Annotated in this window: 7 protein-coding genes; all 7 read left to right on the forward strand. The window is 41.1% G+C overall.

The features are described 5' to 3' along the window. Nucleotides 1-8,092, forward strand: an 8,092-nt coding sequence (locus tag PSH54_RS09655; protein ID WP_273606033.1) for a T1SS-143 repeat domain-containing protein, incomplete at its 5' end; no start/stop codon positions are given. After that, complete coding sequence (locus PSH54_RS09660) at nucleotides 8,089-10,209, forward strand: ATP-binding cassette domain-containing protein (protein ID WP_273606034.1); 2,121 nt, start codon at nucleotides 8,089-8,091, stop codon at nucleotides 10,207-10,209. The genes PSH54_RS09655 and PSH54_RS09660, both read left to right, overlap by 4 nt. Continuing rightward, entirely contained in the window at nucleotides 10,209-11,516 is a 1,308-nt protein-coding gene (locus tag PSH54_RS09665) for an HlyD family type I secretion periplasmic adaptor subunit (protein ID WP_273606035.1), read from the forward strand. Before PSH54_RS09660 ends, PSH54_RS09665 begins: the two co-directional genes overlap by 1 nt. A 12-nt stretch (nucleotides 11,517-11,528) precedes the next feature. Next, nucleotides 11,529-12,830 carry a TolC family outer membrane protein gene (locus PSH54_RS09670; RefSeq protein ID WP_273587415.1) on the forward strand — a complete coding sequence of 434 codons (1,302 nt, stop codon included), beginning with the start codon at nucleotides 11,529-11,531 and terminating at the stop codon, nucleotides 12,828-12,830. Between the two features lie 2 nt (nucleotides 12,831-12,832). Then, nucleotides 12,833-13,411 carry an OmpA family protein gene (locus tag PSH54_RS09675; protein ID WP_138684499.1) on the forward strand — a complete coding sequence of 193 codons (579 nt, stop codon included), beginning with the start codon at nucleotides 12,833-12,835 and terminating at the stop codon, nucleotides 13,409-13,411. A gap of 116 nt (nucleotides 13,412-13,527) precedes the next feature. Next, entirely contained in the window at nucleotides 13,528-14,112 is a 585-nt protein-coding gene (locus tag PSH54_RS09680) for a YqaA family protein (protein WP_029772950.1), read from the forward strand. Between the two features lie 227 nt (nucleotides 14,113-14,339). Next, complete coding sequence (locus PSH54_RS09685; protein ID WP_264390040.1) at nucleotides 14,340-15,245, forward strand: GGDEF domain-containing protein; 906 nt, start codon at nucleotides 14,340-14,342, stop codon at nucleotides 15,243-15,245. Nucleotides 15,246-15,283: the final 38 nt, after the last annotated feature.

A 15,283-nucleotide genomic window follows, 5' to 3' on the forward strand; every position in this document is an offset into this window, starting at 1 on the left:
AGGCAATACCGCAACCGATACAGACACAGCCATTCACGATAAAACCGCAGCAACCACCATTGAAATGGCAGCAGGCGATGACGTTGTTAATACTGATGAGCAGGGTAATGTTGTAGTAAGCGGTGTAATAGAAGAGGCTGATGAAAATCAAACCGCCACGGTGGTCTTTACCGATGTAAATGGTGACAAAGTCACAGTCGAAAATGTAGTTATTAATGCCGCGGGTGAGTGGTCAATCAACGCCACTGATATATCAGAACTTGCTGATGGAGAGATTACCGCAGAAGTGAGCGCACTTGATATTGAGGGCAATTTAGCGACTAATTCAACAACTTTCACTAAAGACACCACCATTAATATTGATATTGATACTGGTGAAAGCGGCATTAACAGTAGATCATTTAAAGACGGTGAAGTAACCACGTTAAATGGTACAACCGATGCTGAACCAGGTTCTATCGTTACACTTACGATTTTTGATGGCACTACTAGTGAAATAGTGACTGCAGCAGTAGCAAATGGTGGAACTTGGACTGTTAACGGTATAGATGTATCTGAGCTTGATGATACACAGTCGTGGACTATTACAGCAACCGTTACCGATTCTGCAGGAAACACAGCGCAAGATATCGCACCCACATTAGATGCGCTTGATAGCCAAACATTAAACGAAAGTAATACTGCAAGTGGTGGCACAAGCTCAGCGACTAGTTCAATAGAAATAGATAACGCTGACCTTACATTAAGTACAAATCAATCTGGCCTTGAAGGCTTAACGGTAGATGGAAACCCTGTAACTGTTACCTTAGCAAATGATGGTTTATCGTTAGAAGTTAAAGACTCTCAAGGCAACTTAGTGTTAAGTGTGGCGCTTGCTGGCGGTGAGCTTACTACCACGTTACATGCCCCCATTGATCATGAAAGTGAAAGTTTACTAACAGATATTTTTGTCGATGCGCTGCAAACAGATGCCGATGGCACAACCGAGCTTGTCGTTGTACCAACATCCGTTACGATTACCGACTCAGCCCCACAAAGCAGTGACGACAGCTTTACAGTCACCGAAGCAGACACTGATGCAGGTAGAGTATCAACAGGTAGCTTAGTCACTAACGACAGTGTAGTAGAGGGCGAGCCAACCGTTACAAGCGTTACATTTAATGGCACTGACTATGATGACATAACAGCCGATACACCTGCAATAATAGTAACCGATGAAGGCACGTTAACGGTTAACAGTGATGGCACTTGGAGCTTTAACGCACTAGATAATCGTGATTCAACCCCTTCACCACAGTTTACTATTGAATACACAATAGCAGATCGCGACGGTGTAGGTAGCTCTACCAGTACAGCTACATTTACAGTACAAGATGGCAGTGCGGGCAGTTTTACTAACCAAGCAACCACCTACACTGAAAGTGACTACGGCGTTATTACCACGAATAACAAATCCTTTGATGTTGTAGCAGGCTCTGATGCATTAGTTGCCGATTCAATCACCTTTGATGACACTATTGCAAGTTTAGATTCGCTTAACTTAACAAGTTCAGGCTCTGCTATTACCTTTGTTTTAAGTGAAGACGGAAAAACAATTACAGGCTCAGCTAATGGCAGCGAAGTTATTCGCTTTAGCGTAAGTGCAACGCAAGATGCAAATGGCAAAGATTTAGATGCTAAGGTTCAAACAACAGTAAGCTTACCCCTTGATAACCCTAATGGAGAGAATATTGATTTTGCGCTTTCTATTAATGGGGAGGACAGTGATGGTACAGCAATCAGCGGTGCGGGTAACGTAACCATAACCGTTCAAGATGGCGGTGGGCCTCAGGTTGAAGATACCTCAGAAACACCTATTAGTATTGACGAAAGTGGTTTAGACCCCGCTAATAACACCACCGTATCTCAGCAAGGTACCGTGAGCACAACAGTTGGCAGTGACACAATTACATCGCTAGCATTCTCTAGTGATTCACAACCAAATTTAACTGCCGGTGGTGTCGCGCTTGTATACACTTTAAGTGATGATGGAAGAACGATAACGGCAAATACTGGCGAAGGTACAGAAACAATTTTTGTAGCGACGTTACCCGACATTAATGGCACGAGTAATCAAAACTTAACATACGAGTTTACGCTTTATCGTCCATTTGACAACACAATAGAAGGTACCAGCGTACCATTGCAAGTCGAAGTGATCGATAATGATGGGGACAGTAATACGACCACATTAAACATTACCGTTAATGATGGCGGGGCAGAGCATACTCAAAATGATATTACTTTAAATGTTTCTGAAACACCTAACAGCGTGGCTGACAATAACGAAGATGGAGATGGCCAAGCAAATACTGATACTGATACCTCATTTACAGTAACAGCAGGTCTTGATGATGTAGTGGACATGCAAGTTAGTATTACTGATGGGTCAGCGGTGCTTGATAGTAATGGTAATCAGCTAACGCAAACTACGCTCGATGAGAACGGTAATGCTGTCACCACAAATATTGTTTGGCAAGTTAATAGCGACGGTACCGCACAAGGTATTTTAGAAGGCACTTCAACCGAGGTCTTTAAAATCACTTTACCAGATGTAAATGTTGATGCACAAACCTCTGCCACCTATGCTATTTCATTCGAAATTTCAGGTGCAATAGATCACACAGGTGATACCACAGATGCACCGCAAATAGTGATTCCAGTGTACACAGAAGATACCGATGGTTCACAAGTTACAAGTAATGTTACGGTGACATTAAACGACGGTACCGACCCTGTAATAGCTAACTCAGCTACAAGTGTTGATGAAGCTAACCTTAGAGGTAATGACTCAATAACGGCAACAGGGCAAATTAGTGTTACCCAAGGCTCTGACGAGATTATTGAGATTAAGCTTGTAGATGACTTTATAACAACCTTTAACAACGAAGGTTACGTTACTGCAGATGGAAATAATGCAATTACATTAAACGATAAAAACGCTGATGGCTGGTATATCGCTACAGCAAATGGCGAAGATGTTTTACGTGTTAAATTTAATCCTGATGGCTCTTACACTTACGAGCAATTTACAGCAATAGAACATCCTGATGCTAACGGAGCCAATACGAAGGATATTAGTTTTGATGTAACAGCTGTTGATGCTGATGGCGATACAAATAACGCGTCAGTAACTATTTCAATAACAGATGATACACCAACAATTGATGCAAACCCTGTTGAAGTCAATTTAGTCGAGGGGCAAAGCACGACTATTGATTTATTAGATACAAACAGCAATGACTTTGTAGGTAATGATAATAACCCAGGCGCTGATGGTGCCAAACTGTCTTCATTTAATTACGGTGGTACTGAATATACTGCGTTTGATTCAGGCAGTGATACCAACGGTAGCTATAAAGAAGTGGCTCTGCAAGATGAAAATGGTAACGATACTCAAGGTACATTGAGAGTATACGAAAGTGGTAAAGTGGTATTTGATACATCTGCATTTGATCAAACAGCAAGTGTTGATTTTAATGAACAAATTACTTACAACGTCATAGATAACGATGGTGATGAAGTGACAGGTTCGATTATCGAACTGACCACTAGTGACGCTGAAGGTTCGATGAGCGTAACAGCACAAAATATCCGTGAAGATGCAACTGATGATAATGGCATTGTAAACTCAGCTCGTAGCCAAATCACAATAAGCATTGACCGGGGAGACATAGATCAAAACGAAACAGTGAGTGAAATTAGAATAGAAGTTGCCTCTTTACAAGGCGGCGAACTTTACCTCAATGACGCTTTAGCAACGGATAAGGCTAACGTTACGATTGTTGATGGCTACTATGTATTCACTGGCGATACGATTACAATTAACGCTGATGATACAGTGACAATAAGTGACTTATTTTTTCAACCTGCGCAAAATAGTTCAGATGAAACCCAATCTGTAACTGTAAATATAGAGGCGACAATTGGCATCGGCAGTGCCTCTAGAGAGTTGTCGGCTAGTGATACTATTGCCGTTGAGTCAGTGGCCGACACCCCTGATTGGGATGACACAAACGATTACAGTTACACAACAGCAGAAGATACCGAAGCTACTATTAATATTGGCGCTTCACTGCAAGATACAGATGGATCAGAAACACTCACTTATATAATCAATAATATACAAGAGGGCTTAATTGTTAGTGCCGATGGCCGTGAACTATCAAACGGTGATGAAATAACCGCAGCAGAGGCGCAAAGCTTAACTGTAGTTGGCGAAGAGCACGTAGCAGGCACGTTTACATTTGATATTACTGCAGTTGCTACTGAAGCTGAAAATGATGATAGTGCATCATCAAACACGCAAACAGTAACGGTTGAAATAACTCCTGTTGCTGATGAACCTCGCTTATTTGTGCGAAACCAAACCGTAGATGAAGATGCGCTCACCCCAGCTATCGATTTATTTAGTGGTTTACTTGTAGATGAAGATGGCTCAGAAACACTGCGTTTTGAAGTTGAATTACCAGAAGGTTTTGAGCTCGTAGATGAAAATGGAAATGTATTAACTCAAGATACAGATGGAAATTGGCTAGTCAGTGATACAGAGCTGCAAGCAGGAAATATATTCTTAAAACAAAAAGAAGATGCCAGCCGTGCAACCGATGCTACCTTCGATATTACGGTTACAGCTATTGCAACAGAAACCAGCACCGGTGAAGAAGCACGTACACAGCCAGATACTCTACAATTAACTGTTATAGGTAAAATAGATCCGCCAGAGCTAGATGAAGAAAATAGCAATGATAACTGGGCATTTGCAGAGGTAGATGAAAACAACTTTACGCTGAAAAACACCCAAGGTACGGAAGATACTAACCTACGTTTAGACTTTTTAATTGTGACCTCTGATGTGGATCAGTCAGAAGCAATTAGCTTAGTTATTTCTGACTTACCAGACTCGGTAATGCTAGTTGATGTAAACGGCGACCCAGCAGATTTACCAATTGTTGGTACTGATGCTAACGGCAAGCCAATGTACAGCTTAACGGCTGCAGAGATGGAGAATTACTATTTAGCGCCTGTTGATGACTTTAGTGGTGAAGTTAACTTTAATATTAAAGTAGTTCCAACAGAAGCTGATGGTGATACTAATGATTACAACATTGCTGTAACCACAAACTTTAACCCAACAATCGACAATAATACGCAAAGCCTAGCAACAACGTCTGAGGGTAATGAAGATACACGCATTGCACTTAACTTTAATCCCGATTTAATCGACAGCGACGGGTCAGAAACAATAACAGGTGCCGTAATTACAGGCATACCAGCAAACACTACCTTGTATGTTGATGGCAACGAAGTGAGTGTAGGTAGCGGGTATGATTTAGCTGATTTAATTAATGACGAATACCCAACACTTGAGGATGTTTTAGCCAGCGATAGAGTGCGTTTACTGCCTGATGAGGATTTCTCAGGCACGCTTACTGTTGATGTACTTTATACCGTGACCGATACATCTGATGTAGGCAGTGTGAGCGAAGACATTAGTAGTCAAGTTACAGTAACCGTAAACGGGCAAGTTGATACCCAAAGCAGTGCCGAGCGCGATAACAGTGGTGCTGTTACCCGCCTTGAAGCAACCGATGAAACAATAACGAGCTCAAGCAGAACAATGAGCTTATCAGGTGCTGTTAGCTTTACAGAAGAAGATATTGATGGCTCTGAGGTTATTACTCATATAGAAATAATACTCCCTGATGGCGTAAATATAGAGGTGATTCATCCAAATGGGGCGTACCCAGATGGCTCTGGCCGTTGGATTATACCTATTGATGCAGGTACAAGTGACACAGTACAAGATGTAATTAGTGACTTACTTGCTGATGTGACCTTAGAAGCGCAAAATTCTACGGGTGATATAGATGTTACTGTTAAAGCGCGCGTAGCCGATGGCAGTCACGCCGTATTATTAAGTGACAACTTTACGGTTAACTTTAGTGTAACAGGTGAAGGGAGCAGCTCAGAAGCTTCTGAAGTAGGGCAATTACAAATTTCGGTGGTTGATGCAGTAGAAGATGAAGTTGTTGATTTTACAGGCCATATTAATACCAGCTTGACTGATGATGAAAACGACACCGTGACTGTTTACATAAGCGCAGACAGCTTACCTGAAGGCCTTATTATTGAAGGTGACGGTGTTATCGCAATCCCTGGAGATGACGGTGAAGTTGCTGAATATATTATTCCAGAAGAGTCGCTTGGCAACTTAAGCTTTACTAGTGCAGGCGATGACTACTCAGGGCAATTAATCATTCCGGTAACCATTATTGCAGTAGATGATGATAGTGGTGATGAGTATATTGATGACACTCAATCTTTAGAAATAGATGTAACCCCTGTCGCCGACGGTGGTGAGTTTAGCGCTGCTATTAACAAAATTAAAGAAGATAACCGCACCACAGCGCTTGGCTTAACGTTAGCATTTACCGATTTAAACCAAGTGGATGATGATTCAAACCCTCAGCAAAATGGGGGAGTTGAAGAGGTTGATTTCAGTCAGCCTATTACTATTACTTTACCGGACGGTGTGGGGCTATATGACCCTAATAATATGTTTACCGACAACGGCGATAACACATACACCTATAACGGGACAGAAGCAGAGTTTGCCGCTGCGCTTGCAGGTATTGGCGTTGAGCCAATTGAGGACCAATCAGGAACTAATATTGATATTCAAATAACGGCAACCATAGTTGATACCGCACAATTAAGTACAGGTACAGCTACAGCTACAACGCAAGTTACTAATACAATTAGTATTGCAGTAGAGGCGGTAACCGATGAAGCCGTATTAACAGTGGCAGATGCACAAGGGAGCGAAGATGCCGATATAGCATTAGCAGGCTTAAGCGCGCTTCTAAAAGATGATGACGGCTCTGAAACTATATCAATTACTATTTCGGGCGTACCAAAAGATGCCGTACTAAAAGACGCTGATGGTAATTTACTTGTTAATAACGGTAAAGACGGTGGCACCTTTAATGGTGAAGACACCACAAGCTGGACCGTAACTGCAGAGCAATTAGCTGGTTTAATTATTGTACCGCCGCTTGATTTTAGTGGTGAGTTTGAATTAACCCTAAATGCGCTAACACAAGACGAATCACCTGGTGAAATTGTACAAACCTCAGCCTCGTTTATGGTTGTAGTAAACCCAGAAGCCGACGCATTGGATTTTTCTAAGCAGCCGTTTGAAAGCTACGACGGGCAAGAAGATGACACTATAACTATTGACCTTGAAGCATTTAGTGAAGAGGCTGATGGCTCAGAGACAATTCAGTTAACGGTTAATATAGCAGCCGATTCGGACAGTAGTGCTCTTGAGTATATTGACGGCGAAGCGTTTATTACTATTGGGAGTGAAACTGTATTCTTTACCAGTGATGGTAATGGCGGCTTTAGCGCAACAATTACAAGCGATAGCAGTTCAATAGAAAACTTTGACTTTAATGCCGGTGGTCTTGCGTTTGGTACATTGAACATGAGTGTCGATGTAGCAACAGTTGATAGCGCAGAAATTAATGGCGAAACAGTAACAAGTGTGGGTGATACACAATCATCAGAGTTTATTATTGAGTTAGAGCCTCAAGCTGATGCGCCTGTATGGACTGCCGCAAACGATGTTACAAGTAATTCAACCAACAATATTGCCCTAAACTTAGATGCAGACTTGCAAAACCCTGCAGCAGATGAAACCGGCTATATTGAAATTACCGGCTTACCTGATGGATACAGCTTTAACTTTGGAGAAAAAGTAGGTGATACGTGGACCGTTGATATTGCTGATATTGAAGCTCTCGAAATTATTGACGCCGATGCAGGTGATAGCTTCACGCTAACGCTCAATGCATTCGCTACACTCGATGGTGAAACGCAACAAGCGGCTACAGAGGAAGTGAATGTAACTATTTCTGAGTCGGCTACAAGTAACTCAGCGCGTACAGCAAGTGCCAGTGGTGCTGATTATAGTGAAATGTCTGGTAGTGGCGACACTGCACATGATGAGACTATTGCGAGTATGACTAGTGGTGATGAAAACGTATGAAGCTAATCCTTAACCGGGAACAAATGTTGGCACTCGGTAAGCATATTGCCGATGCCTTGCATTTGCGTCATCAAAGCGACAACTTGTTACTTGGTTTACCAAGTAATGAGTTTTCGGCGCATCATTTAGAGCAAGCATTAAGTAACATTAATGTAAGTGCTCAACTACAAACTACGCCTAAACATTATGCTTATCCCGCTTTGGTACTCGATAAAGATGGTTTTTTCTGGCTTTTTGAAAACAGCGGTAAAAGTACGTTTAGCTCACAAGATGATGCAAATCCCAAGCAGTTAACAGACATAGATATAGAGCTTATATGGTACTTATCGCACGATAATGTAACCGATGAACGCTCTGAAAAACTCCACACCCGTATTCCAAGCTGGCTAAGGCCTGCGTGGGATCAGGTAAAGCCATTTTATAACTCATTATTATTGGCCTCACTAACTGTGAATTTGCTCGCTTTAGTGGTGCCATTGTTTACCATGAATGTGTATGACCGTGTTGTGCCAAACGCAGCTATGGATACGTTATGGGTGTTAGCAACGGGTGCAACAATAGCGATTGTATTTGACTGGCTTTTAAAACAAGCGCGAGGGCATTTGACTGATGCCGCAGGCAGGCAAATTGATTTACGTATTAGCAGTATGTTGTACGCTAAAGTACTCGGTATGAGGCTAGAGCAGCGCCCAGCTTCTTCTGGTGCTTATGCAAAGCAAGTACAAGATTTTGATAGCGTAAGGGAATTTATCACCTCTGCAACCTTGGTCTCTGTTATTGATTTACCCTTTACCTTATTGTTTTTAGCTTTAATTTTTTGGCTTGGGGGATTAATTGTACTTATTCCTGTAGCCGTGCTTAGTGTTGTTATTATTACGAGTGTTGTACTCCAAGCTAGATTAAATGAAAGCGTAGAGCAGGCATCTAAGCTATCTACCCAGCGTCAAGCGTATCTAATTGAAAATTTAAACCAACTTGTTGAGCTTAAGCAAATGAATGGCCAAGCAGGGGCACAACAAAAGCTTGAGCAAACACTCGCACAAATGGTTGATTGGCAAAATAAATCACGTCACAGTGCAACAACTCTAACGCATACCGTTTCTAGCCTCAGCCAATTTACCAGTATTGGATTAATCGTTTTCGGTGTGTACTTAATTAGTAATGGCGATATTAGTATGGGCGCACTGATTGCTATTGTTATGTTAAGTGGGCGTGCATCAGGGTCAATATCGTCGTTGGCTGGGCTTGTTTTAAAGTACAAGCAAACTCAAACGGCTATTGAGTCCGTTAAAAATATAATGGCGTTAGAGCAAGAGCAGCAAAGCGGTGAAAGTACTATTGATGCAACGTTAAGTGGCGATATTACAGCTCGTTATTTAAGTTTTCAATATCATGAGCAAGAGCTCGAAGCTATTCATAATATTAATTTTGAAATAAAGCCAGGTGAAAAAATAGGCTTATATGGACGAGCAGGGTCAGGTAAGTCAACCTTGTTAGCTATTATTGCTGGCCAGTTCCGAGCAACCTCTGGGCAGCTTTTAATAGACGATATAGATATAAAGCATTGGTCTTTGAGTGCACTGCGCAGACAAAGTGGCTGGGTAGCACAAAGCCCAAGCCTATTTTACGGCACCGTGCTTGAAAATATCACATTAGGTGCTCAAAACATAAACCCGACTGAACTCACCAAAGCGCTTGTTCAATCTGGCGTAAGCCGCTTTATAGATCGTTTAGAATCGGGGCTTGAAACCCAAGTGGGCGAATTTGGCCGATTTTTATCTGGCGGCCAACGCCAAGCTGTTTGTATTGCACGAGCGCTACTACAAAGTAATAACGCCTTACTTCTGTTAGATGAGCCTTCTTCAGCTATGGATGAAGGGCACGAAAAACTATTAATAAAAACCCTAAAAGAGCGCACCGAAACTGTGGTTATTTCTAGCCACCGTAAAGAAATGCTCTCAATTTGCGACAGAATTTTTGTTATAGACCATGGCCGATTAAAAAGTATAGAAACCCCAAAATCATTATTTAGCGAAAAAGTATCGGGCGGCGTAAAACTGGTGAGTAAAAAAGTAACGCGAGTAAGTAATGCCAATATTGGGAGTGGGTCTAAATAATGGCTGATTTATATATGGGGCAGCTGCAAGCTGCAAAGCAAGCTAAGCGGTTGGTTATTATTGTTTTTATTTTGCTGTTTTCAGTCGTTTTGTGGGCCAAGTTTGCTAAGCTAGAAGAAGTGATTATAGGACAAGGCACCGTTATTCCTGTTCAGCGTGTACAAACAATAGAAAACCTCGACGGTGGCATATTAAAAGAGGTGCTCGTACAAGAGGGGCAATTAGTTGAAGTGGGCGATCCTCTACTTTTAATTGATGAAACTCGCTTTGCGGCCGCATTTGCTGAATCAAGCCAAGAACGTGAGTCTTTACTTGCTAGGCGTAACCGCCTGTTAACAGAGCTTAAAAGTGTTGAACTTGATGATAAAAGTAGTTTTGGAGCCACAATTCAGCGCCTAGAAATACCACGAAAAGGCGTGTCGCCAGAGGTATATAGGCAAGCCTATAACACTTACACATCTCGTTTAACTCAGCTCGAGTCACAATTACAGCAGCGTACGCAAAGCTTATTGCAACAAGAGCAGGCAAGTAATGAACAACTGGCTAATATTTCAGCGTTAAAGCAAAGCTTAAAGCTTACGAGCAGAGAGGTAGAGTTAACGCAAAGCGCAGTAGATGCTGGAGCCGTTGCTGAAATGGAACTGGTTAAATTACAACGCGATGAAATCGCAATGAAAGGTGAACTAAACCAAGCTACGGCACTGCTACAGCAGCTTAGAGCAGCCAAAAGCCAAGTGCTTGAAGAGCGTAAAGCGATTGTATTTGATTATTTAGCCGATACACAAAATCAGTTAGATGAAGTGAGTAATGAACTGGCCAAAATTTCACAAAGTAGTAAAGCGCTTGAGGACAGGCTGTTAAAAGCACAGGTAAGAGCGCCTGTAAGAGGAACGGTTAAAAATATAGTCTCGCGTTCTATCGGCAGTGTCATCGACCCTGGTGAAGTTATGATGGAAATTGTGCCGCAAAATGATCAGCTTTTAATTGATACCAAAGTACAGCCAAAAGATATTGGCTTTATCAGAGTGGGCATGCCTGCCAAAGTAAAATTTACTGCATATGATTTTGTGATTTATGGCGGATTGGAAGGCGAGGTTACTTATATCAGCGCCGATGCTCAATATTTAGAAGACGGCACCGCTTATTACCAAGCTTTTATAAAAACCACCGTAAGTCAGATTGCTCAGCAGCCTATCATACCGGGTATGCAAACTCAGGTAGATATAATTACTGGGAAAAAAACTGTTTTAGATTACTGGTTAAAACCTTTGCTAAGAGCAAAGGCAAATGCCATGCGTGAACCATAATAGGAATATTAAATGCGAATTATAGGATTACTCTCTGTTTTAGCTTTAACACCGGGGTATGCAAGTGCTCTTACATTAGAGCAGTCGGTAGCAGAAACATTAAATACAAACCCTCGCTTAATGCAAAAGTATGCGAGCTTTGAAGCTAAGTATCGTGATAAACGCAGTGCATTTAGTGAATACTTACCGCAAATACGTTTATATGCGGCCTATGGCTATGAGCATGTGAATTATAAATCGGGCAGCGAATTTGACACAGAACTAGACCGCCGAGAATTGGGCTTAAAAATTACACAAATGCTGTTTGATGGTTTTAGCACTTCTTCTGAGGTGGCTAGATTAGATAACGAAGCACGCGCCGATCAACTCGGTTTGATCTCTGAGGCAGAAAATATCAGCCTTGAAGTTGTTCAAGTCTATTTAGATTTATTAAAAGCAATTGAATTAATTGAATTGTCTGAAAAAAATATCGAAATACATAAAAAGATTTTAAGTGATATTGAGCAGCGCCACCAACGTGGTTTATCAAGTGATGCCGATGTAGCTCAAGTGCAATCACGTTTAGCAACATCGCAGTCTGGTTATCTAGCCGCTAAAAATAATTTATTAGACATACAAGCAAATTATTATGATTTAGTAGGCAAGTATCCTGAGGATCTCGTTATCCCTAAAGCGGATGCACATTACCTACCTGACTCTTTAGAAGAGGCTATGAGAATTGCAAAAAGCGCACATCCTGAGATTGCTGCCGCTATTTACGATATTCAAGCTGCTGATAAACAAATACAAAGAGAGAAAAGTGGGTATTGGCCTAAAGTGAGTTTAGAGCTTGATGTTGCAGATAACCGAGATATATCAGGATCGCCTGGGCGAGATGACAATGGCCGTATAATGCTAACTATGAGTTACGATTTATACAGCGGCGGTAAAACTAATGCTGATACTGATGCCGCAAAATGGCGCTATCAAGAAGCTGTAGCTGTAAAAGATTCAACCCACAGACAGGTCAAAGAGGCTACTAGCTTTGCGTGGAATGCTTATGTGTTTTTAGACGAGCAAAAGAAGTTTTATCAGGAAAACGTTGGTTATGCTGAAGTGGCACAACAAGGTTACGAAAGACAATTTGGCTTAGGGCGTCGTTCATTATTAGATGTGCTTGATTCGCAAATTGAGTTGTTTACTGCAAGAAGAAACTATATTGAATCAGCGTATGATCAACGTATTGCAAGTTACAGACTAATTAATGCAACGGGTCGTTTAGTGAGTGCCTTAAAAGTAGATAAGCCAGATGCTTGGCAGCTTGGAGATAGATAATAATGAAAAAAATAGCTTTATTAAGTGCCGCTTTACTTTTAACAGCCTGTGCTACTGAGCCAGGTCCGTACGAGCAAAAATTACAGTCTAATGATTTGCTTGATCAAGACCAAGATGGGGTTATTAACGAGCGCGATAAATGTGCAGACACGCCCTTTAAAGCGGTAACAGATAACGACGGTTGCCCGCTTGAGGAAAACATAAGCACAACTCGTGGGGTGGTAATTAACTTTGAATTTGATAAGCATGCACTTACTACTGATGCAAAGCAAAAAGTAGCCGAGTTTGCTCGCTCTATTGAAAATTCACCACTACTGAGTGTTATTTTAATAGGCGATACCAGTAAAAAGGGCTCACTTGAATACAACCGAAAGCTAGCGTTAAAACGTATTGAAACGGTTAAATCAGCACTGCTTGCGCTTAATGTGAGCGAAGAGCAAATTTCGCAACAAACGTTTATCGAAACTAAAAAAATTCCGACAGAGCTACAAGGCCGAGAAACGCGTGTTATTGCTTTAGTTGAAGGTGAGCAGTCTAGCGTTATGCAAATGCAGTTTGACGTATATAACTCAACCATTTAAATAGCGCACAACAATGGATAATAGCCCGTTTTATAACGGGCTTTTTTATGCTTAAGCGTACCTTAATACTCTTACTATACACTGTGCTTACAATGGCAAATTATTAAGGGATTTACATGGCTATTCAAAAAAAACTAAAAGAAAAAACACGGCACTTTATAGATTCTAAACATATGCTAACAGGCATTACCGTAGCGTCGTTTTTAGAATCTACGATAGTCCCTATTCCGCTTGAAGCAGTGCTTGTGCCTCTTATGCAAGCACGTCGTGAAAAGCTTTGGTTAATAGCGCTTATGGCAACAGTTGGGTGCGTGATTGGTGCTTTATTTGGTTATGCGCTGGGTTATTACCTATTTGACGCTATAGGTGACTGGGTTATTGAAATGTTTTCAAGCCAAGAGCAATTTGAAAATGTTAAGCAGCAAATGCAAAGCCAAGGTTTTTGGTTTGTAATGACGCTGGGAATTGTGCCCATTCCGTTTCAAATTGCGATGCTTGCCGCTGGGGCTACAAAATACTCTATTGGTTTGTTTTTATTAGCCTCAGGTATTGCTCGTTCAATTCGCTATTTTAGTTTAGCCGTTGTTGTATATTACGCAGGTAATAAAGCCGAGCAAATAATCAGTAAACACAAAACTAAAGCAATGATTGCTATTACTATTTTAATATTAGCTTTATGGGGCCTTAGCACCTTAATATAGTTTTATACTTAGTTGTTATAAGTAAGCTGCTCAGCGCGACTAAAACTGTGTGGACACTAATGCAAATGTGGGTTTTTAGCTTTGCATTGTATTTGTGTCTGCTTTGCTCAACTCTTTGTATTCAAGGTGGTGAAATAACCCTGCAAGTACAGGGTAAGTTAACCTTTTATAGCGGTTTTTTCTGGTGTGCTATAGTTTGTTAATAACGCATTAAAAAGCGCCACCCTATGATTGAAACTGTAAAACTTACCGTTAGGCTGTCTAACTTTTATAAAATGAGTTGGATAAATAAGGCGGTAAGTATAGCGTTACTGCTCTACATTATTGTTTTTTCACTTTATGCTTTAAATACTTTCCCCCCTTTAAACGTGCAAAACAATGTGTATGGTTTTACTACCGATTTTTGCAATCTCATCGTGCTCGTATTTTTATTTTGGATAGTGCAATGCTCTGAGCTTTCAAAACAAGCGTACGTGTTTTCTACTTTAGGTTTATTGCTATGGAGTATGGGTACAACGGCTGATGTAATAGATGAATTAGTTGTGCAGCCTTATTGGATGAGTGTTTATTTTGAAGACTTATGCAGAACCATGGGAATGCTTTTTACCGCCTATGGCTTATTTAAGACCATGCGTTTTGTACAAAGTATACATAACCGTTTAGCGCACGAGTTGATAACGGACGATCTTACACAAGTACATAATAGACGCTATTTTTATCGGCATGTTAAAACTGCCCCTAGTACGCCTTACGTTATTTTAATTATAGATATTGATCATTTTAAGGCTATTAATGATGAGTTTGGACACGATGAAGGTGACTTAGTACTACAGCAGTTAGCTACTAAGTATAATAGTGCATTTGTTAATAATGCAGTATTTGCTCGTTTAGGCGGTGAGGAGTTTGGCGGCTATTTGCCTACCGGTAATATAAGCCAAGCGGCTGAATTTTGTGGGCAACTAATAGACATTGCACACAATATTAAAGTTAAACAGGTCAAACAGCTTACCGTAAGTATTGGTATGGCGCTGCAAAGCGCTAACGAGCCCCTCGACAAGGTAATGAAGCGGGCAGACATGGCTTTATACGTTGCTAAAAATAATGGCCGAGATCAATATAAAATAGCCCCTTAAGCTTTCTACGCAAATATCCTTATTATTTGCACATTTAT

Origin of the sequence: Pseudoalteromonas sp. Angola-30, from assembly GCF_028599215.1 — a bacterium.
Classification (GTDB): domain Bacteria; phylum Pseudomonadota; class Gammaproteobacteria; order Enterobacterales; family Alteromonadaceae; genus Pseudoalteromonas; species Pseudoalteromonas atlantica.